The organism is Paenibacillus sp. FSL H3-0321 (genome assembly GCF_038002865.1).
GTDB lineage: Bacteria > Bacillota > Bacilli > Paenibacillales > Paenibacillaceae > Paenibacillus_AQ.
In genome coordinates, this window is record NZ_JBBODH010000001.1 from 6,107,104 (window position 1) to 6,129,234 (window position 22,131).

At 49.6% G+C, this 22,131-nt stretch carries 14 protein-coding genes; 8 read left to right on the plus strand and 6 right to left on the minus strand.

What is annotated here, in order from left to right:
• Positions 1–14: 14 nt before the first annotated feature.
• From MHI45_RS27260 to MHI45_RS27275, 4 genes are all read right to left on the minus strand, one after another.
• Positions 15–2,216, minus strand: coding sequence for an alpha-galactosidase (locus MHI45_RS27260; protein ID WP_076110470.1), 2,202 nt, complete (start codon positions 2,214–2,216; stop codon positions 15–17).
• Positions 2,217–2,251: 35 nt separating this feature from the next.
• A complete protein-coding gene (locus tag MHI45_RS27265) occupies positions 2,252–3,073 on the minus strand; it encodes a carbohydrate ABC transporter permease (RefSeq protein WP_076110471.1) in 822 nt (273 codons plus the stop codon).
• Entirely contained in the window at positions 3,073–3,912 is an 840-nt protein-coding gene (locus MHI45_RS27270; protein WP_052092475.1) for a carbohydrate ABC transporter permease, read from the minus strand. The genes MHI45_RS27265 and MHI45_RS27270 overlap by 1 nt, the downstream gene beginning before the upstream one ends.
• Before the next feature lie 102 nt (positions 3,913–4,014).
• A complete protein-coding gene (locus MHI45_RS27275) occupies positions 4,015–5,283 on the minus strand; it encodes an ABC transporter substrate-binding protein (RefSeq protein ID WP_076110472.1) in 1,269 nt (422 codons plus the stop codon).
• A gap of 162 nt (positions 5,284–5,445) precedes the next feature.
• Here MHI45_RS27275 and MHI45_RS27280 point away from each other — a divergent pair, with 162 nt between their 5' ends.
• From MHI45_RS27280 to MHI45_RS27290, 3 genes are all read left to right on the plus strand, one after another.
• Complete coding sequence (locus tag MHI45_RS27280) at positions 5,446–7,176, plus strand: cache domain-containing sensor histidine kinase (protein ID WP_076110473.1); 1,731 nt, start codon at positions 5,446–5,448, stop codon at positions 7,174–7,176.
• The gene (locus MHI45_RS27285; protein ID WP_076110474.1) at positions 7,173–8,651 is read left to right on the plus strand and encodes a response regulator; all 1,479 of its coding nucleotides are present in this window, start codon (positions 7,173–7,175) and stop codon (positions 8,649–8,651) included. The genes MHI45_RS27280 and MHI45_RS27285 overlap by 4 nt, the downstream gene beginning before the upstream one ends.
• A 125-nt stretch (positions 8,652–8,776) precedes the next feature.
• Positions 8,777–9,268 carry a pyridoxamine 5'-phosphate oxidase family protein gene (locus MHI45_RS27290; RefSeq protein ID WP_076110475.1) on the plus strand — a complete coding sequence of 164 codons (492 nt, stop codon included), beginning with the start codon at positions 8,777–8,779 and terminating at the stop codon, positions 9,266–9,268.
• A gap of 87 nt (positions 9,269–9,355) precedes the next feature.
• Here MHI45_RS27290 and MHI45_RS27295 read toward each other — a convergent pair whose 3' ends face one another.
• Positions 9,356–11,677, minus strand: coding sequence for a helix-turn-helix domain-containing protein (locus MHI45_RS27295; RefSeq protein ID WP_341119740.1), 2,322 nt, complete (start codon positions 11,675–11,677; stop codon positions 9,356–9,358).
• 307 nt (positions 11,678–11,984) lie between these two features.
• Between MHI45_RS27295 and MHI45_RS27300 the strand changes: the two genes are divergently transcribed.
• The 4 genes from MHI45_RS27300 (at position 11,985) to MHI45_RS27315 (ending at position 20,078) form a co-directional block, all read left to right on the plus strand.
• Positions 11,985–13,580: an extracellular solute-binding protein gene (locus tag MHI45_RS27300; RefSeq protein WP_076110477.1), complete on the plus strand. Its 1,596-nt coding sequence runs from the start codon at positions 11,985–11,987 to the stop codon at positions 13,578–13,580.
• An 83-nt stretch (positions 13,581–13,663) separates the two neighbouring features.
• Positions 13,664–14,563 (plus strand): ABC transporter permease, encoded by a 900-nt coding sequence (locus MHI45_RS27305; RefSeq protein WP_076110478.1) that lies wholly within the window; start codon positions 13,664–13,666, stop codon positions 14,561–14,563.
• Between the two features lie 19 nt (positions 14,564–14,582).
• The gene (locus MHI45_RS27310; protein ID WP_076110479.1) at positions 14,583–15,452 is read left to right on the plus strand and encodes a carbohydrate ABC transporter permease; all 870 of its coding nucleotides are present in this window, start codon (positions 14,583–14,585) and stop codon (positions 15,450–15,452) included.
• A gap of 63 nt (positions 15,453–15,515) precedes the next feature.
• Positions 15,516–20,078 (plus strand): Ig-like domain-containing protein, encoded by a 4,563-nt coding sequence (locus tag MHI45_RS27315; RefSeq protein ID WP_341119741.1) that lies wholly within the window; start codon positions 15,516–15,518, stop codon positions 20,076–20,078.
• Positions 20,079–20,164: 86 nt separating this feature from the next.
• On the opposite strand, the gene MHI45_RS27320 is transcribed toward MHI45_RS27315, so the two are convergent.
• Positions 20,165–20,989 (minus strand): carbonic anhydrase, encoded by an 825-nt coding sequence (locus tag MHI45_RS27320; RefSeq protein WP_076110481.1) that lies wholly within the window; start codon positions 20,987–20,989, stop codon positions 20,165–20,167.
• Between the two features lie 204 nt (positions 20,990–21,193).
• Here MHI45_RS27320 and MHI45_RS27325 point away from each other — a divergent pair, with 204 nt between their 5' ends.
• Positions 21,194–22,027, plus strand: coding sequence for a metallophosphoesterase (locus MHI45_RS27325; protein ID WP_076110482.1), 834 nt, complete (start codon positions 21,194–21,196; stop codon positions 22,025–22,027).
• The last annotated feature ends 104 nt before the right edge of the window (positions 22,028–22,131 follow it).

The window sequence follows — 22,131 nt, forward strand, 5'->3', positions numbered from 1 at the left end:
CCCTGTAAGTTTTGTTAGTGGGTGATGTTCGTTTCTCGTGTTAATTTCCACATGATGCTTTCATAATCGCCTTTCCATAGTGCGGGAACGGCAAGTCCGCTGTTCATCAGTTCATCCGCGCCATAGACTCCGCCTTTGTCGCAGGAATAATCGCTGCCTTCATCCAGACCTTGCAGCCGAACCGAGCTCACCCGGCTGTTTGCCTCCGCTCCGGTTCTAAAATAAAAGACTAGCGCTTCGCTCTGGTCGGCGGAAACAAACATCCATGCGGTCTCATTACCTTCAAACGGGCTGAGCAGCCGGTAAAAACCGCCAAATTGGATCAGTATCCGGTTTGTTTTATAAAGCTTAATCTGCCTCCGAATCTCAGTTTTTTCTTCTTCGCTTAACGCGGTTACGTCAAGCTCGTATCCGAAGTTCCCGCTCATGGCGACATGCCCGCGGATGTCCAGTGAAGTGCTGCGGTGCACTTGATGATTCGGAACAGCGGAAACATGGGCACCCATGGTGATAATCGGATAGACAAGGCTTGTTCCATATTGAATCTTCAAGCGGGACACGGCATCCGTGTTATCGCTTGTCCAGGTCTGAGGCATATAATACAGCATACCTGGATCAAAACGCCCGCCTCCGCCTGAACAGCTTTCGAATAGGACATGCGGGAACATTGTCGTCAGTTCCTCCATTACACTATACAAGCCAAGGATATAGCGGTGAGCGGTTTCGCGTTGTCTCACCGGCGGAAGGGTCGCCGAGCCAATCTCTGTCATATGTCTATTCATGTCCCATTTGACATAGGTAATCGGGGCGGAAGACAGGATGCCCGAAACCATGGAGACGATTTCGCCGCATACTTCCGTCCGCGAGAAGTCGAGAACCAGCTGGTTGCGTCCCTCTGAACGGTTGCGGCCGGGAACATGCAGACACCAGTCAGGATGCTTGCGGTACAGCTCACTTTCCTGGGAGACCATTTCCGGCTCAAACCATAAGCCGAATTGCATATCCTTGTCCACGATTCGCCCGGCCAGCCTGTTCAATCCGCCCTCCAGCTTGTTCTCATTGACAAACCAGTCTCCGAGAGAAGATTTATCATCATCGCGTTTGCCAAACCAGCCGTCATCCAAGACAAACAGCTCCATGCCAAGTGAGCTGCCGGCTTCTGCGATCCGTTCGATACTGTCTGCATTAAAGTCAAAGTAGGTTCCTTCCCAGTTGTTAATCAGAATGGGGCGGACCTGGTCGCGGTATTCCCCGCGGCATAAACGTTCTCTGAACAATCCGTGAAACGTCCGGGACATTCCTCCCAGCCCATTCGGTGAGTAGACAAGGATTGCTTCAGGACATTGAAATGCCCCGCCAGGCTCAAGACTCCAGCTGAAGTCAAAATCATTGATCCCCATAGAGACCCTCGTGGTCGAGAACTGTTCCACTTCCGCTGAGGCTGTAAAGCTTCCGCTGTACACCAGGCTGAATGCAAAGATCTCACCGCATTCTTCTGTAGCTCCTTTTCGTGCCAAGGCAAGAAAGGGATTGTGCTGGTGGCTGCTGGCGCCCCTGCGGCTCTCAATAGACTGGATTCCCTTATGCAGCGGTTGGCGTTCAATATGCCGTTCTCTGGCCCAGGCGCCGGGAAGATGTACCATATCAAAATTGTCATCGCGGAAATCGACATTGGCGCTGAAAGCCCGCAGGACCTGCAAGGGCTCGGCTCCTTTATTCAGCAGCCGGACGGAGCGGGCAATTACATTTCGTCTTTCGTAAACGGTATAAGACAACGTAACGGAGAGACCAAGGAGGGAATCCAGCAGATGGATTTGCAGGGTCTGCGCTTCGTGTTCGTCTTCCACGTAAGTAGCGGGAAGACCGTCTAAGGACGGTTTTCCCTGAACGATCTGATGGGAGATCACCCGCAGATCGGAGATGGTTGTACCATCTGTGGTCTGGATTTGATAGGCCGGATTGCGGAAATCAGTGCCTCCATAAGCCGGGTATTCCTGCGGAAGAGTGTCAAGAGAGAATGTGCGGTCCTCCGGGTTGGGGTTAGGAGAGAATCCCCGGTCCAAATATTGCAGTGCATTACTGCCTTCATACCGGCGAAGACGTTTGCCCCAATAGAGATGGGCCAGATAGTCCCCATCAATAATTCGCAGTATGTAGCTGGTCTCACCCGCTGTTAAATGGAACGTACGGGATTCGGCATCGAATTGTATACTCATCTGGGCTCACTCCTTTAACGGTTAATTAACAAGGTTCAGCTTTTTACAGCCCCGGCGGATAAACCGGCAATGAAAAAACGCTGGAGGAAAAGATACAACAGCGTAAGCGGCAGCATGGACATCAGAGATCCGGCGGCTACCCAGCTCAGATTGCTGGTAAACTGGGAGAAGAATGCGGATAAGGCCACTGTCAGCGTATGCATGCTTGTTGTTTGCAGAAAGAACAGCGAGAACTGATAGTCATTCCAGATCGAAACGCCTGACAAAATAATCGCCGTCACCGTTACGGGCTGCAGCAGCGGCAAAATGATTTTGAAGAATAGTCCTACTCTGGAGGTTCCGTCAATCATCCCGGCTTCATCCAGTTCTTTGGGGATGGTGCCGATAAAACCGGTGTACAAGAAAATGGTCATCGGAAGATTGAAGGTTACATTGAGCAGGATTACACCCCAATACGTATTCAGACCATTCAAATCCACGATGAACTGGTATAGCGGTACCAATACGGTTAAGGGGGGAACGATTAGCGCGGAAATGAACAGAATATAAACGAATTTATTCAAGCGTGTCTGAAAACGGGACAACGGATAGGAGGCAAGCGAGCCGACAACCAGAATAAGGAGAACGGCAAAAAACGTTATGATTATATTATTAATAAAGGCACGGTCTAGATTGGCATATTGCCAAGCATTCTTGAAATTGTCCAGATTGAAATAACCCGGAAGAACCCACTTCGAACTTAAATCACTTTCCTTTTTGAACGCGGTGCTGACTAATAGGTACAGCGGAACAATATGAACTACGCCAATCAGCGCCATCAACGCGATTTGCCACTTATTTATTTTGGGGGTTGCCATTATGCATTCTCCTTTCTCCGCAGCAGAATCAACGCAGCTATGCCGATAATGCTAGTAATAAAGAACATTAAGTTACCCATAGATGCTGCGTATCCAGCATCCTGTCTGGCAAAATACATTTGGTACATCATCGTTGACAGAGACTGTGAGGCGTAGCCGGGACCTCCGTTGGTTAGAGCGATGATTACGTCAAACAGCTTCAGTCCGCCAATGATATTAATGACCACATTGATAGTGATTGACGGGGCTAGCAGAGGGAAGGTGACATTCTTGAAACGCTGCCAAGCGGACGCGCCGTCCAATGAAGCTGCTTCATAATAATCGGCTGAAATGGACTGCAGGCCTGCCAAATAAATAATCATGGCCGTACCGACAAATTGAAAGGTGTTGACCAGCGTAATCAGCCAGACATTCAGCTGCGGATTGGCCAGGAAATTAACCGGATCTCCGCCGAACAGCTTAACCAGATCGTTCAAGGCGCCGCCGTTCATCTGGAAGATGAAATACCATATGTAACCCATGATCAAAGGGCTGATAATGACCGGCAGATAGATGATTGTTCTGACGATCCCTCTGCCTTTAATGCTCTGGTTCAACAAAAGCGCGTACAGCAAGCCAAACAAGTTTTGCAGAATAGTGCTGCCCAAACCATAGGTTAATGTATTTTTGACAACCGTTCCTATATTCGGATCTGTAAATAAGCGTTTATAGTTGGCTAAGCCAACCCAGGCGGAATTTTGCGAATAGCCGTCCCAGTTTGTAAAAGAGATCCGTATGCCGTTCATAAACGGGTAAAAAATAAATGCAGCAAACAAAATCAATGCCGGCAAATACATCATATTGATTCCGAGTAATGATTTCTTCACACAATTCCCTCCCAATATGAGGAACAGAGAGCCCTCTTTCAGTGAGGACTCTCTGTTCCTGCTCTATATCTATTTCTATTTCTGCTGAGCTTTTAGCCGTTCTACTTCTGACTTCATATTCTCGCTGTATTTCTTAGCGGTGATATTTCCGGCCAACAATTCCTGGGCGTTCGTAATCATTACATCCCACATGCCGTTAGGAAGGTATATCCGGTCAAAATAAGGCAGTACTTTGGTATCCTTATATTGATCATAGTAATCACTGAAAGCGCCACCGCCGGATACATCCTTGAGAGCGGCTGGAGAAAGGGTAGCATCGGATACTTTCTTGACATTATCCGGCTGCGCCATATAATTCAGGAAATCTTTCGTCTGTTCCGGATAATTGGTGTCCTTCCATGCCCCCAGTGCAAGGCGTTCGCCTCCGGCAAAGGTAGGTTCGTCGCCTTCAACAATAGCTGGCAGCGGGGCGATTCCCATTTTCACATCAGGATTGATCTTTTGGATATCTGCATAGGACGAAGGAGTGTGGAATGCAAATGCCAGCTTGTCTTCAGCGAAAAGGCGGGCTTCATCCGCATATTTTGCCGTCAGCAAGTCGTTGTTTGTATAGCCCTTGTCATATATTTCCTTGAATTTCTCAGGCAGATAGGTCCATTTATTCCAGTCGAAGGTGCCATCAAGAAGTGCCTGGGCTTCATTCTGCGGCGGAGTAATCAGAAGCGGATTTGCCATCATATCAAAGAACTGGCCGATGGTCCAAGGATCTAGCCCGGAGAAGAACAACGGAATGACTTCGCCTTTGCTTTCCGTTTTGATTTTTTCGGCGGAAGCCAGCAGCTCATCCAGGGTAGCCGGCGGTGTCACACCGTATTTCTCAAGTACAGCAACATTATAGAATAGGCCGTCTTTCGCTTCGTTGAGCGGCAGCGCATAGACTTTACCGCTTTCATCCGTAAGCGTCGGTTTGATCGTGTCGGTCATTTTTGCTGCCCAAGGTTCGTTTTTCAGATCCATGGTGTAATCACCGTAACGGAGCTTGGCCCAGCCATGGGTATCGAAAATATCCGGCAATTCGTTGGAGGCCATTTTCATTTTCATAATACTTTCATAGTTGGAGCCTGGGAACTGAACCTCAATTTTTGTCTCCGGATGCTCCGTTTGATAGTTCGCTACAATTTCCTGGATTACATCCCGTACACCCTGTTCACCTACGGTCAGCATCATGGTCAGCTTGACGTTCTCTGCTGCACCTTCCACATTCTTGTTTTCGTTATTGCTGCATGCAGCAAGTCCGAGACAGAGACTGGCAGCCAGTACAGAACTTAGATATTTCTTCTTCATTTTTTCATCCCCCAATTATTAATTAACGCGCTTACATACAAAAGAATAGCATTTATAAAAGCGCTATCAAATGACACCATTCTACGATTTACGCGCTCATTTCTCGAATTGACTTCTGGGTGTACTTTCCTTATTCTTGTTGTAGTAAAGGAGGGGCTTCCCATGAAACTGCATACGCTGCGATCCAAATTAACCCTTTCTTACGCATTGATCATAGCCATACCTGTGGCGATTATTATGGTTTGCATGCCGGCTTATTATCAGTATCTTTTGGAACGGGAGACCGAAGCGCTGACGCGGAACACGCTTACGTCCATGACCGAACATATTGTGACCTATCTGGAACAGTTAGAGCAAATCACTTATCTTCCCTATTTTAGCCCGGAATTAATGCAAGCTTTGATTACTAAGAATACTTCTGATTATTCTTCCAACACCGATTTCGTCAAATACCCGGTGGAGCTGACCTTAAATACCTTCCTGCCGGCATTTCTGCTGACCTACGGCAACAATTTATCAGCCGCCTTGCTGCTGACTCAAAATGGTGACGTCTACAGCCAGACCAACGGTCTGTCGGATGTCGTTGAAGATTATCCGTTTTTTGAACAGCCGTGGTATCTTCAAACGGTGCAGGCCGATGGCAAAGCAACCTTTATAAGCACCCACCATCAGGATTATTTTACAGCCCCGCTGACCAAACGTGTATTCTCCGTAGCCCGCGTTATTAAAGATCCTGAATCCCTTCGTCCGCTGGCTGTCATTATGGCTGATGCGCAGACAAGCTTGCTGGACGAGATTGTGATCAAAGATTTTGGCGTGCGGTCCATTAGTGCGATTCTCAATGAAAAGGGAGAGGTCTTTTATTCCACGGCCCCTTTGTCAGAGCATATTATCAAAGAGATCTCCAGTGCAGGGGTATCCCAGGTTAAAGATTCCGGAGAATCTTATGTCGTCATCTCCAAACCGATTCGCCAGGCCAATTGGAAAATGGTTGCGCTGCTTTCGAAATCAGAGTTGAGGGAAAAGGTAGAATGGATGTATATCGTAGGGCTGCTGTTTGCCTTTATCGGCCTGCTGCTCACACTGCTGCTGTTGCGTTATGTTTCGCGCTGGATTGTGGGTCCCTTTCTTCAAATGAAACAGGCGATGAAGCAGGTGGAAAGGGGGAATTTCCAGGTCCGGCTGGAGCCCGTCGGCAAAGACGAAATCGCCAGTCTGGGATACTCCTTCAACCATATGATTGACACCATCAACGAGCTGATCCAAAAAGAATACGTCGCCGTCTTAAATGAAAAGGAAATGAGATTCCGGGCGTTACAAGCCCAGATAGAGCCTCATTTTCTGTTCAATACGTTAAATGGATTTTTCGCGCTGAACAGGATCGGTGAAAAGAAAAAGCTGGAGGAGGCCATCCTTTCCCTCAGCTCACTGCTGCGATATACGCTTGTTCAGGAGAATTGGACTACCATAGGGGAAACCTTTACTTTTCTGCGCAAATATTGCGGCTTGCAGCAATTGCGTTTTGATGACCGTTTGGAGTTCAGCCTGCAGTTCGATCCCCGAATTTCAGAATTTAAAATTCCCAAACTGCTGCTCCAGCCACTGGTCGAGAATGCGATTATTCACGGGATTGAACCTTCAGCCCTGCCCTGCCGCCTTGTTGTCGATGCGGGACTTGAACAGAAGGGCGAAGATTGCTTGTACATAAAAATAGAAGATAGCGGAGTCGGGTTCCTGGAACCAGCCGCTGAATTAGAGGATAGCATTGGACTGCGTAATGTGCAGGAGCGATTGAAATTTGCTTATCCGTCCGCTGTCTTTGATATTCACAGCTCGCCCGGAATGGGGACCACCGTGACCATTCGAATACCGCTTAAGGATGTGGAGAAATGAGAGTGCTTGTTGCAGATGATGAGAAGCTATCCAGAGTCTCATTGATCAGCATGCTGGAGGAATCGGAGCGCGACATTTCAATTGCCGGTGAGGCAACTAACGGGGAGGACCTGCTGAATGCTTTGTCAAAAATGCAGCCCGATGTAGCTTTTGTCGATATCCGAATGCCCAAAATGAACGGACTGGAAGCGATTGAACGCGGCCGCAAGCTTTCTCCCCATACCCAATGGGTCATTTTGTCGGGGTTTTCCGAGTTTGATTATGCCCGCAAGGCGCTTAGCCTGGGAGCCTTTATGTATTTATTAAAGCCTCTGGGAATGGAGGAGCTGGGAGCGGTCCTGGATTCACTTTTTACTAAGATTGATCAGACCTACCAAAGGCTTGACGACGAGTTTGAGCACTACATACTGGCAGCTTTGAATAACGGGCAGTCCCCCGGCCTGGCAGAATTCGTCTCCGAAGCCCGTTATACGAAATATAAGGTATTACTGATTGCGACAGATACGCATGCATTCCCGGGACAAATGGAACAAGCCAAGCACTGTTTATACAGGGCAATACAGGAAGCTGTCAGCGGATGGTCCTCTTTAACTTGCCGTGTGGCAATATTTACGCTGACTAGCGGGGAAACAGCGGTGGCGATGTGTTGGCAGGAGGGGGAGCCGAAGGACGATCTGCAGATGGAAGTTATGACGGACAGCATATATCACCGAATAAACCGTCTGACAAACCAAAGGATTGCCTATACTCAGGTTGATAGCAGCATATACGCAAATATTGGCGGCATGCTGGCAGGTCTGCAGGACATTCGCCGGTTGCTGCCGCTGCGTGCCGTTATAGGAATTAACCACAGATTTTCGCTTGAAGAGCTCCAGAAGCAGCCTCCTGCGGCAGCTCATATGGGACTTGTAATGACCAAGCTGGTCGATGATTACCATCACCATCTCTATATGGATTACTGCAGGGAGTTGGAAGAAATTACGACCCTGTTAAGGACGGAACAACACTCCAAGCAACAAATAAAGCATATGCGGAGTTTTATTCAATATGGAATGAATGATAGTGCTGAGCTTGAAACCGCTGAGCTGACGACCCTACTTACCCGCCATGCGGATAAGCTGCTATCTGACAAGAAGAAACTGGAGGGCGAGCCACCGGATATGATCTCAGAAGTGATCTATTCTATTGAACAACATTATGCCAGCAATATCTCCATTGCCCAGTTAGCGGAGAGGCTGAGAATCACACCTAATTATCTGAGCTCTACCTTCCACAAAAAGACAGGGACCACATTTACGAAATATTTAACCCGTCTGCGGATTCACCGGGCCAAGGAGCTTTTAAGTACGACCAACCTTCCGGTAAAAGATATCGCCCTGCAAGTGGGATATTACAGCACCAGACATTTCGTCAAATTATTTATAGAATCCGAAGGCTGCTATCCGACAGAATACAAGAAGCAGGCTCGGCTATAGGTTAGCATTACACACCATCACGCCGCTGAACTGAAATGAACAGGTAATGTTTTGTGCTTTCTGGGTAATAATTGATATGCATTTGGATAACCTATCCATAACCCGGAAGAAACGAGGCGATAAGCATGTCCAATTTGAACAACAGTCATCAGGAAGCTGTCGAGACGGTTAGAGATTTGATCAAAGGCATTGATACGGCCATGTTAACAACGATTTCGGCCGAAGGACTGGTATCCCGTCCCATGAAGACACAGGAAGTCGAGTTCGACGGAGATTTATGGTTTCTTACCAAGAAGGATACCAGCAAATTCGAGGAAATTCTTCATGACCCGAGGGTTAATGTCATATACGCTGATAAATCCTATGTCTCCATCCGTGGAACGGCCAAGCTCGTCCAGGATGTGGAGAAGAAAAAAGAATTTTGGAATCCAGGCTACGATGCTTTTCTGCAGACCAGCTATGATGACCCCGACGTAATTCTGATCCGGGTCCAGGCCGAAGCGGCGGAATATTGGAAAAGCGGCAACCTGGCCGAGAAAGTGACTTACCTGTTTAAGCGGCTAACGAAGCAGGATACGGAGCAATCGAATCTCAATGAGACGATTGATTTGAAGTAGGAGTCCGTAACGATTATTACACAATGCATAAATAGCCTGATCCGCAAGTAAAGCCGCCGGGAATTTTCCCGGCGGCTTTTCGCCGGATTATTCCGCCTTTTCCTTTCCTTGAGCGAGAAGCTTGTCGGCCGCCTGCTGCTGCCGGTATTGTCCGGGAGTCAGCCCCGTCCGGGTCTTAAACATCTTATTGAAATAACTTACGTTCGCATATCCGATTTCCCGGCAGATCTCCTCAATGGAAAGGTCGAGCTGCTTCAATAGCTCCATAGCCCGCTTCATGCGAAGCTGGATCAAATAATCGTTGACGGTCATCCCTGTGGACTCCTTGAAGATACGGCTTAAGTAGGATGAGCTGCGCTGAACATATTCGGCTACCGTGTCCACAGAAATATTATTATTGAAGTTCGCATCCATATAGTCCGTCGCCAGCTGCAGGGTCACATCCGTCATCTTGGAACGTTTCTCCTTGTGGTAGGTGATGATCCGGCTGCACATGTCCAGCAGGCACTCTTCCATATCGGACAAGGTCTCGGCACGCGCCAGCACATCTGCGTAAGCCGGTCTGTCCCCGAACACTGCGGACATATCGCCCCGGGTCTGGACAAGCGTCTTCATAATTTCCCCGCTCAGCTGGAAGAACAGCTGCTGGATATTGGCCTTCCCCAGCTTCTTGTCAATCACGGTCCGGGTGATCTGCCGAATGGCATTGAAGCATTCCTCTTTATCCGTCTGCAGCAGCGCCTGCAGCAGTTTTGTTTCCAGCTCGTACGGATAATAATAAGCCTCCTCTTCTGATTTCCAGTCGGCGAGAATGTCATAGGACAGAATTTCCCCTTTGCCGATGTACATTTTCAGATTCAGAGCTTCCAAAGTATTCTCGTACGCCAAACGGACCTTTTCTTCCCCCTTGTAAATTGGACTGACGGCGAAGGTCGCGTTCATGCTGTACCGGGTCAGCAGAAGCTGCTTCAGCTTCTTGGCTTGCTCTAGCGGGAATTCGTCGTCGCCCGGAGGAACGGTCAGAAGAATCACCGTCCGCTTCTCATCCTTGGCGAAGATTTCACCATTGATGTCGCCTCCCAGCTCTTCCATCAGCCCGTAGCGGAACAGGTGGAATTGGAGGTTGCCATCCGGTCCGTTCAACGGATAAGGCTCCTCCAGCTCAAGAGTCAGCACAGCAAACCGGCTAAAGTCCAGCCGGAGCCCCAGCAGCTCCGCTGCCTGATCTGTACTGCCGCCCTGGATGAGGTCGTTCAAATACTTCTCCTTGATCGCTGTCCGGTTATCGGTAAGAAGGGAATCTACCTTCCCCTTCTCCGTCATCAGCGTCTCCCAGTTGCGGGCCAGCTGATCGAAGATATGACGGATGAAGCCGGCTTCGTCACCGGCAGGCAGTTGGGAGGCTTCTCCGTCCTTCTGACCGGCCTGGGAGCCGCCGATATAGGAAATTACACTCTGGAGCGGCCGGTACAATCTTCTGGACAGGAAAAAGGATAAGGTGAACGCGGCTATCAGATATGCCGCCGCAACCGTGATGACAATGACCTTGATCCGGTCCATTCCTTGCAGAAGAGCGGAACGTTTGGTAATGTCCACGAATCTCCAGCCGGTCAGCTCCGAGGTTGTATAGGAGACGATCCGGTCGGAATCATCAATGTAGAAGCCGCTTGCCCCGGTCAGCCGGCCGGGGTCCAGCTGTTGAAGCAGGGATTCCCCGGCTGCAGCATCGGAATAGAGCAGCTCAGAATCCGGCCCTAAAACAAGGGTGTTGCCTTTTTTATTATGATAATGGCTTAAATAGTCGTCGAATAGCAGCTGAAGCTTCAAATTCATGACGATGGCACCGTCGACTTGACCGATTAAAGGCATTTTTTGAAGCAGACTGGCGGCAGGATGATCTGGTGAGAAACCGTCTTGCCGTCCGGTAACCCAGATTGTGCGGCTGTCAGAAGGCTGATTCCAGACCTCAATCCAGGAGGTATCCACGAAGGTGGAGATGGGTGATGCCTTGATCTCGGGACGCGAGGTCAGGATAAGCTCCAAGGGGGCGTAATATAAATAGATGGAATCGATGTAGGGGCTGACCTTCTTCTGTTCTTCCACGAAGCCGGTGAGATCAATGAGGGAGCTGACGCTTAATTTGCTGCCGTTTGTATGATACAGGTAGGATTGGGTCGTAATCATGCCGGTGGCGGCATATTTGATGGCGGTCAGTTCCTTGTGGATGAGCTCCTGCTGCTGTGTCAATATGGATTCGTTGTACGCAATGGCGTTCTGAATGTTATTGTCCGCCGAAATGGAGTAAGTAATGGTGGAAATGAGAATGACGGTGATCACGGCAATGGCAGTGAAGGATAGAAGCAGCTTGACGAACATTGTATTATGTTTGATCGAGCGGTTTCTCAGCAAGGTACTCACTCCACTTCTCTAAGATGATTACGCTTACATATTTAACCAGCGACACAGCGAGGTACAGGGGGATTATATCACAGATGGCTTTTCCGGCAAGGGGAAGACCGAAAAACATATAAAAAAAAGAAAAACATAATCCGGTTTCCGGGACAGAAATGGCCAAAAACATAAAAAGAAGCGAAAGAGAGGATTGTGTACTTGGTCAGAGCAGGCTATCTTAAATGTTGTAACCGCTACCATAACCCCGGCCGGGAGCTATCGTGAGGATGCGGTCTAATACAGTTTCGATTAGGGGGACATTCTTGTGCAGACTAAACTTAAGAAACTAGGCAATGCCATTATGCCGGTGATCGTTGTGGCAGGCCTGCTTGCCGGGTGCGGCAATGGCGGAGATAACGGGAACAACGGAAAAAACGCGGCTTCGCCAGAAGCAAGCAAGAGCGCAAACACTGCAAACACCGAAAAGGCGGCAGCAAAGCCGGTGGAGATTACATGGGGTATTCACTTCCAGGCTCAGGGAGTTGTAGAGGACTCCGCCGTTCAGAAGTGGCTTGAAGAGAAATTCAATGTAAAGATCAAACCGGTGAAAGTGACCGATGCCAGCATCGCATCCGGAGAGATTCCTGATATCTTCATGCTGGGCGATCCCTCCAACGTGTCGGCGTATATGAATCAGGGTGTTCTGATGGATATTGATCCGAACATGCTGAAGGAAAAAATGCCGGAGTATTCCAAAGATATTGAAAAAAACAACGCGCTGTTTCAAACCGTTACTGTAGACGACAAGTTATGGGCCATCCCAATGTTTATTGATCTGAAGCCATATGATCTGGCGATGCTCTGGCGCAAGGATTGGCTGGATAAGGTAGGCATCACAAAGGCTCCGGAGACACTGGATGAGTTCGAGAAGGCAGTCTATGCATTTGCTGAGAAGGATCCGGACGGAAATGGCAAAAAAGATACCTACGGCTTGACGGGTACGGCGACGTCCACCTGGTCATCCGGCTTCTATTCCATCTTCGGTGCGTTCGGCGTGGAACCGACCATGTGGCACGAGAAGAACGGAGAACTGATGAACGGCTCCGTGATGCCGGAAACGAAGGAAGCGCTGGCCAAACTTCGGCAGTGGTATGCCGACGGGGTCATTGACCCTGAGTTTATCACGGATACACAGGATTCCTACCGCAAGAAGCTTTACAATAACCGGATTGGTGTCATTGAGGAGCAGATTGCCAAGGGTGCGCTCCCGACTTCGGGAACCGTGACGGAAATGAAGTCTTTGAATCCTAATTCGGAGCTGGTCTTTGCTAAGAATCCTAAGGGACCTGGTGGTGACGGCTCCTGGGACTGGGGAGTGAAGAGCAACTTTGTCGTCATCAGCAACAAAGTGAAGGATCAACCGGAAAAGCTTGAGAAGCTGTTCGAAATACTGAGAGCAGAAAGCAGTGACGAAGAAACCATCAACATGACCAGCCTCGGGGTGAAGGGCACTCATTGGGACTTCGTTGAGAGCGGAGCCGCCTCTGGAGCCACTACGTTCCTGACTGGTTTCGAGAAGCAGGAAGCACGCGATCAGATCGGCGTTAGACTCTTCTCATTCGGTAACATCACGACGCAGGCCTACCGTGAGAAATACTCTAATCCGGACTTGAATGAAGCCATCAAAACCTATTCCTCCGCTCCAAATATGACGGATGCGCTGCTCTTCTCGGCGCTGCCTTCCGATGGCAAATACAAGAATGACCTGACTTCGCTGATGCAAAAATATTTCGCCCAAATCATCAGCGGTGAAATTCCACTCGATGATTTCGATAAGTTCGTTACAGAGTGGAAATCCAGAGGCGGCGATGAGTTGACCAAGGAAGCTAATGAGATGTACCAGGCTCAATTTAAAAAATAAATAAATCCGGTTACGGTGGTTCCGCAAGGGCAAAAAAGGGTTCTTGCGGAAATGAGCCGGTCGGGGTTTCAGGGGAGTGCAGTATGAAAACCATAAGAAAGCATGGAGAACTAATGGCGTTGTTTCTGTTTGCCTTTATCTTCTTCGTCATCTTTAAATATGGTCCGCTCTACGGCGTGATCATTGCCTTCAAGGATTTCCGGGTTGTGGATGGAATATGGGGAAGTCCCTGGGTGGGCTTCCATCACTTTCAGGAATTGTTTCATAGCAGCGACTTTTACCGTCTGCTTAAAAATACGCTCCTTCTGAACATGTACCAGCTGATCTTTGCTTTTCCTGCACCGATCATTCTGGCAATACTCCTGAACGAAGTCCGCTCCCGCGGCTTCCAGAGATTTATTCAGACGACTATGTATTTGCCCCATTTCGTATCTTGGGTAATTATGTCGGGTCTTCTTATCTATTTTCTATCGCCAACTACCGGAGTTGTAGCTCAAATCGTAGGCTGGTTCGGAATGGAGCCCGTCTTCTTCATGGGCAAGAAGGAATACTTCCGGAGCATCATCGTAGGTTCCTCCATCCTGAAGGATCTGGGCTGGGGTTCAATCATTTATTTTGCAGCTTTGTCGGGGATCAACCCTGAAATTCAGGAATCAGCCATTATTGACGGAGCTAACCGCTGGCAGCGGATCATCCGGATCAATATTCCTTCGATCATGCCTACCATTTCGATCATGTTCATCTTGAGTCTCGGCGGGTTCTTAAGTGCAAATTTTGAACAAATCATTAACCTGCTGAATCCGGTCACTTTCGAAACCGGCGATGTCATCGACACTTATGTCTATCGGGTGGGGCTGCAGCAGTTCCAATACAGCTATACGGCGGCTATCGGTCTGTTCAAATCATTTGTGGGGCTGCTGCTCATTCTGGGCGCCAATCTGACCGTGAGGAAAATGAGCCAAGGGGAGAACGGATTATGGTAGAAGCAGGAGGAAGTCAGTCATGAAGGTGAAAAAATGGCAGGATCTTATTGCCCCGGCAATGATCTATTTTGTATTATCGCTACTCGCGCTTATCGTCGTTTACCCGTTCATCCATGTTATCGCAGTATCCTTCAGCGGCCGCGGGGAGGCACTCCGCAGCGGATTCCATTTCATCCCAAGGGACTTTGAATGGAGAGCTTACAAGGAATTGCTGGAGTATCCATTCATCTGGTCGGGCTATGCGAATACTATATTCCGCATGATCGTAGGCACCTTCCTGACGCTTCTGGTTACCGTCTGCGCTGCTTATCCGCTGTCGCGCCCGGATTTTCCGATGAAGCGTGTCCTGGTTATGCTCCTGCTGTTCACCATGATCTTCGACGGGGGCATTGTGCCGAATTATCTGCTCATTAAGGAGCTGCATCTGCTGAACTCACGCTGGGTGTATGTGCTGCCTTCGGCAGCTAACGCCTTCCAGGTTCTGGTCATGCTTTCGTTCTTCCGCTCCATTCCGGATGCTCTGATTGAAGCGGCCCGTATCGACGGAGCCAGAGACATTAGGATCTTGTTCCGTATCGTGCTGCCACTCTCCATTCCGTCCCTCGTGACGATCGGGCTGTGGTCGCTGGTTCATCATATCAACGCGTTCATGGACAATTTGCTGTACGTTACCGACCAATCGAAATTTGTCCTGCAGCAAGTCATAAGGCAAATCCTCATTGAGAACAAGCTCGATCCGTTCACTACGGCAACCAATCTGGTGCCTCCTGCACCAGAGAGCCTGAAGATGGCGTCAGTAATCGTATGTTCTTTGCCTGTGCTCATCATTTATCCTTTCTTGCTCAAGTACTTTGAGAAAGGAACAATGATCGGGTCGGTGAAAGGGTAAGTTCCGGGGAACCTCACGGTTCCCTTTCGAATTAAAACCGATAACAAGGAGGCCTGTACTGACATGAAGAGAAAAGCGGTCATTGTCTTCTGGATTATTGCCTTGATAGTAGGTTTGACCCCGGGGTTTGTCCCGGGTACGGAGATTCAAGCGGAGGAAGCCCCAAGTCCCGGAGCAGTCTATTTCGTAGCGGAAAATGGAAGCGATTCCAACTCTGGTGTGGAGGCGGCTCCTTTCCGTACCCTGGAGAAGGCCAGGGACACCATCCGCCAGCTGAAGCAGGGCACGGGTCTGCCTGACGGCGGCGTTACGGTTTATTTGAGAGGCGGCACATACAGCCGTACCGCAAGCTTCCTGCTGGAGGAGCAGGATTCGGGGACGGCAGACAAACCGGTCACCTACAAGGCATATCCGGGTGAATCCGTGCGGCTGAGCGGCGGCCGGCAATTGGAGAAGTCATGGTTCGCCCCGGTAACAGATCCAGCGGTTCTGAACCGGATCATCAGTCCCGATGCAAGATCCAAGGTTCTGCAGGTGGAGCTGCCGGGGCATGGCATTACCGATTACGGAGTCATGAGCCGTCATGGCTACTACAAAGCCAATGACGTAAGCCAGACTCCCCCCATGGAGCTGTACATTGAAGGTGAAGGGATGACTCTGGCGAGATGGCCCAATAAGGGTACGGTCCAAATGGGCAATATTCTTGATCCGGGACCCACCCGCAAGGATGCCGATCTGCAGACCCGGGGAGGCACGTTCACCTATACCTATGAGCGGCCTGAGCTCTGGACCCAGGCGGATGATATATGGCTTGACGGGATTTTCGGCTACAGCTGGGAATGGTCGTACAATAAAATTGCTTCTATTGATACCGAGAATAAGTCGATCACATTAGCCTACGGAGAAATGAGCGGCCTCTTTAAAAACTGGTATCCGGACTTCCATTTCGCCCAGAACCTGCTGGAAGAAATCGACATGCCAGGGGAGTATTACATTGACCGGAGCCAAGGCATCCTGTATTTCATGCCGACAGCCGCCTTCCAGGCAGACGATCCGGAGATCACCGTATCCATGCTGAAGACACCCATGATCAATACGGCCAATACGTCGTATGTAACCTTCGAGGACCTGATTCTGGAGAACGGCAGGGATTCCGGGGCGGTCATCATGGGCGGCAGCCATGTCCGGCTGGTGCACTCTGAGATCCGCAATTTCACCGAAGGAGGCGTACGGATCAATACCCAGAGCCGCTGGTTGTACAATGACTTTGCCAAGGGCACAGGGGTCAACCATGCCATCGTGAATACGCATATCCATCATGTAGGGGGAACAGGAGTCATTCTGAACGGCGGCGACAGGCTGACGCTTGAGCCGGGCAACAATGTGGTGGAGAACAGCCACATCCATGACTTTGCTTATTATCATAAAGCGTATAACCCTGCCGTAATTCTGACGGGAGCAGGGAACCGCATATCACACAGTGAAATTCATGACGCCCCGCATCCGGGGATTCTGATCTTCGGCAACGACCATGTTGTGGAATACAACAACATCTATGATGTGTGCAAGACGTTCTCGGATCTCGGAGCCATCTACATGAATCTGGGAGCTGCACCGCAGGAGCGGGGAACGGTCATCTGGAGGAATTACTTCCATAACATTGGAGAAGGCAAAGCCGGGGTTCAGGGGATCTATCCGGATAACTTCACCATGGGAATCACAATTGAAGAAAATATTTTTTACAAGATGGGCAATTCAGCCATTCTGAACAACGGGGGCGCTCATGTCCGCACGAAGAACAACATTTTTGTCGATGCCAAGGTTCCGTATGATTATGCGGATCTGTATTTGGGCGACGGTCCGGAGCAGCAAATCTCCAAAAACTATATGCAGCCATGGCACGCTTTGTTCGAAAAATACAATAACTTCGCCGGCATGCCGCATCTGGTCAAATACCCGGAGCTGGCGGACTTCTTCACAGAGAACCGGTATTATCCGGACACGAACACGTTCCAGAAGAATGTGATCTACAATCCGACAAAAACGATAAGCAGCACGACGAATGCGAATGGTGCTTATGATAAGTTCAATCTGGTCCAATACGCAAACAACTGGGTAACGAAACAGGATCCCGGCTTCGTGAATCTGGCGGGCGGCGATTTGAATCTGAAAGCGGATGCAGCGGTATTTGAGCAGATACCGGGCTTCCAGGCGATCCCCTTCAGTGAGATGGGAATCTCAGGTAAGGCAGGCCCTTATCTCGCACCGGTTAATATTCCCGTCCAAGGTGTCGTGCTGTATGACGATAGCCTTACCCTTGGCATCGGGAAAACACATACCCTGTACTCGGCGGTTCTTCCCTGGAACGCCACCAACAATAAACTGCAGTATACCTCCAGTGATCCTTCCGTGGTGACCGTAGATGCCACCGGCAAGTTGAGAGGGGTTAACCTTGGGACCGCAGTTGTTACAGCAGTATCCGCCGACAACCCGCTCTTAAAGGATGAGGTTCAGGTGACGGTCGAAGTCGGTGACGGGATTATAGATGATACAAATTTCGAGAACGGCCGGAATGGCTGGCCGGCCGATGCCAACCGGAGTATCGTGGAGGCCGACGGCGGCAATCACATGTATAAGCTGCTCAAAGGTGCGACCACGCTGAATGAGAACGACTTCAATAATTACGAGTTGAGCTTCAAGCTGAAGACGCCTCCAGTGATTCCGGAATCGGCCACATTCTATATATTCGACCGGCTGAATCCGGGCGGCAACGGAGGAAGAATCGGATACCGGAAGTATGCTGACGGAACTTCTTCCTGGATTCTCTACAATGCAGCCTGGGGAACCGTTAAGCAGAATGCACTGTCTGCCCCGGACCTGCTGCCGGATACCGTCTACAACATGAAGATCATCGTCAAGGGTTCGGAGATTAGCGTCTATGCTGACAGCAAACTCAAGCTGAAGGCCACTGATCCGACCTTTAATCCTTCCGGCAAAGTCGGGTTCTACGCCGGCGGCTTTGACTATCTCTTGTTCGATGACATCAAATTTATGGTCCCGACAAAAAATGTCTCCGGGCTTATGCTCGACAAGAGCAGCGTCAATATGGTAATTGATGAACAGACGCCACTGCAGGTCCAGTTCGATCCGTCGGATGCCGAGAATCGTTCCGTCGTCTGGCAGTCTCTTAACCCGGAAATTGCCTCTGTCGATGAGAACGGAACAGTCACCGCCCACGCTAAGGGGGAGACTGTTGTCAAGGTAGCCTCCGTTGCCAACCCGGAGGCCAACGCTTCTGCCCGGATTATCGTGTCTGATATTCTTCATTATACAGATTACGATTCGGGAGCGAACGGGTGGCCGGTGGATCCGAACCGCAGCATTGTAGCGGTGAACGGAAACAAGATGTACCAAATTCTGAAGGGCGCCTCTGCGCTTCATCCGAAGCTGTTCACGGACTATGAACTGACCTTCAAGCTGAGAACGCCTGCTGTGATGCCGGATCTTGGGACCCTCTATGTGTATGACCGTTCTGTCGCCAGCAATTCAGGCAAGATCGCATACAAGAAATTGGCGGACGGCACTTCACAGTGGATTCTCTACGGTCCAACCTGGACGGTGCTTCAGACGAAGAATCTTCCAACCCAAGACTTGCAGCCGGATACCGACTATAATCTTCGTATTCTGGTGGATGGTGCCAGCATCCGCGTCTATGTGAACGGAGAGCTGAGACTGGATGGTTCCGATCCCAAACATAATGCTTCGGGAACGGTAGGTTTCTATGTGGGCGGTTTCAGTGAAATGTGGTTCGACGACGTGAAGTTTACGAGGATTGACAAGACCGCACCTGTTAGCACAGCCGTCTTGACTCCGGCGCTGCCTGATGGTGCGGACGGCTGGTATACTCAGCCCGTTACGGTCCAATTGAATACTGCAGATACCGGTACCAGTGTAACGGACACCGTATACAGCATAAATGGCGGAGACACATGGCTGCCTTACCAGGGACCGCTGACCTTTAGCCAAGACGGCCAGTATTCGCTGCTCTACCGCTCGGTTGACTACGCCGGAAACAGCGAGGAATCGAAAACCTTGAGCTTCAAGCTGGATAGCAGTGCCCCTGAGTTAACTGTGGCAGAGCCGGCCCCGAAAGTCTATGCGGGGACAGAATCGCTAACCTTGTCTTGGGCGGCCATCGATGCGATGTCCGGGGTGGATTCCGCCAAAACCGTCGCACGGCTGGATGAGCAAGCCGTAGAGCCGGGAACGCAGATTCCACTGTACACGCTGGATATCGGCTCTCACACGTTCGCGGTATCCGTCAGCGACAGCGCGGGGAACAGGCAGGAGAGCACGGTGACTTTCTCAACGTATGCCGACGTAAGCTCGCTGAAAACACTCGTTGGCCTGTTCAAAGAGAAGTCTTGGATAGACAATCACGGGATTGCGAACAGTCTGCTCGTGAAACTGGTACACGGTGAAATGGAAGCGTTCGTTCATCAGGTGCAAGCCCAAAGCGGCAAACATATCCAGGCTGAAGCGGCCTCCTATCTGCTGCGGGATGCCAACCATATCCTGCAAGGGATGGGAGCGCAAGATAAACTACAGGATGGGATTCCCGGCTAAAGGGAATTAAACAAACTAAAGCCTTGGACGAAGTTGTCCAAGGCTTTTGTGTTTGGCTGCTTGTTCATTCTTAAGAGAACAGCAGCCTATTTATCGCTATCTATCTCCCGGGAGCCGAGCGCTTGTACGGGACGATTGTCATGCGGGAAAATGCCTTCGAATTTGCCGATTTGCTCATCAGACCATTGAACGGGATTTTCCAGGACGATCCACTGTACCCCTTCGGTACATGGAGGTGTGGTGAGTGATCCTTGATAGCGGAACGAGTGAAGGTCTGTTGGAAGCAGCTGGTTCATGTCGAAGACGCCCTCAACCGGGACTTCCTGTTCGCTCTCCTCGGAGGGGAGCACGGACCAAAGCTTTTTCAGCTCAACATTTTCGGAGCCTTTAGTGATTAGGACACTCAGTACAGCAAGCGTCTCGTCTTCACTTTTATGGACAAAATGAAGCTCCATATCGGCATGTTTGCCATCTACCTCATGTTCGCTGGGCAGGTGGAAATGAAACTGCTGCAAGATATACGTCTTTCCTTCAAGGGTGATACGGTTGTCCTGATTTTTAAGATTAACCTGGATCGTGTGGCCGTTGTTAATGATAGACACCGGGGACGGTGCATACTCAACTTTGATAGGGGACAGGCTCTCATCATCCTGCACTTTCTCATGAAGAATGTTAATCGGCGACTGGGCCGTACCTGTACTGCAGGTAGTGAACAGTTTATCCAGTTCAGCCCAGTGTTCCGGGGACGTTTCACCTTCATAGGACCAATGCGCAGGGTGGGCGCTTACTGTGGTAGCGGGTTCCTTATTCGCTTCTGCCTCGTCCTTCTGTTCGTTGCTTCCGCATCCCGCCATCACAGACAAGACCATGATGGGTAACAGTATTCGGGACACCTTTTTGTTGATACGCATACGTCATCCTTCTTCCTTTTGGATAGTGGAACATTTTAATTTATATTGTAAATATTGGCACAATCAGCATCAAGTGAAAAAAGGCTCAAAGTTCTCAAAATGGTTCTAACTATCTAGGCCGCCAGCGAATCCAAGAACTTGCTATCCGAATCGAATATAAATATAACCAGATATTCTAATCCAGTTCGAAGAGGTGGTTTCCAAGTGAGAAGGCAGGCAGGGCCAGTTAAGAAACGGAACCTTTCACCCAGACCCCGACCCAAAGACAGCTTGAAGCTTAAGGTGCAGGCGCAGATCATTAACTTTGCCGTGATCGGAGATAGTCATGTGGGGTATGGGAACAGCTCGGCTATATTTAGAAAGCTTTTGCCAAAAGCAGTGAGCAGCGGGAATAAGAAGTTTGTGATTTTTGGCGGGGATAATGCCCAGGCAGGAGCCAATCATGGAAATAATGCCGATGCCTTCTACAAGGACTTCAAGGATACGGTTACCAGCACGCTCGGGAGCATTCCTTATAAAGCAACGATAGGAAATTGGGAGGCAAGCACTCAGTCCTTGTTCAAACAATATTTAGGTGCGGTTGCCGGGCAAATGAATTTCCCGGGTACTCAGGCAAAGGTGAAGTATGTATGGCTGGACTGTGCGCTAGGGGCGTTCACACCGGAAAGCCTAAATATTCTGAATAATTTAGATGACCGCCATTATTATATTATTGATTTTCATTGGCCATTGAAAGTGAGCGGGATTACGGTTGCTCCCAGTCATGTGTTAAGCGGGGCGGAGACGAATAAGTTTTTCACGGCGATTCCTGCGAAAGTTAGAGATAAAGTGCTGGCCATATTTACACACCACGGGCATTTGTTTTATCGGAAGCTGGCCAATATTTATCCGGGGTTCCCTACAACTAAATTCTTCGTGTGCGGATGTTCAGGGGATTATAAATGCAAGCCAAACGGTGACCGGGGGTATTACAACGCCACATTGACCATTAATGGGTCTGCTGTCACAGTAAATGCTTATAAGGTGCCGGTTATGTAGCTCGATCTGGTTTGAAATTCTAATTCGGCAACTTTACTGCTTTCGATACTATTTAGCAATTCAACCTCAACCCGAACCCGAACCCGAACCCGAACCCGAACCCT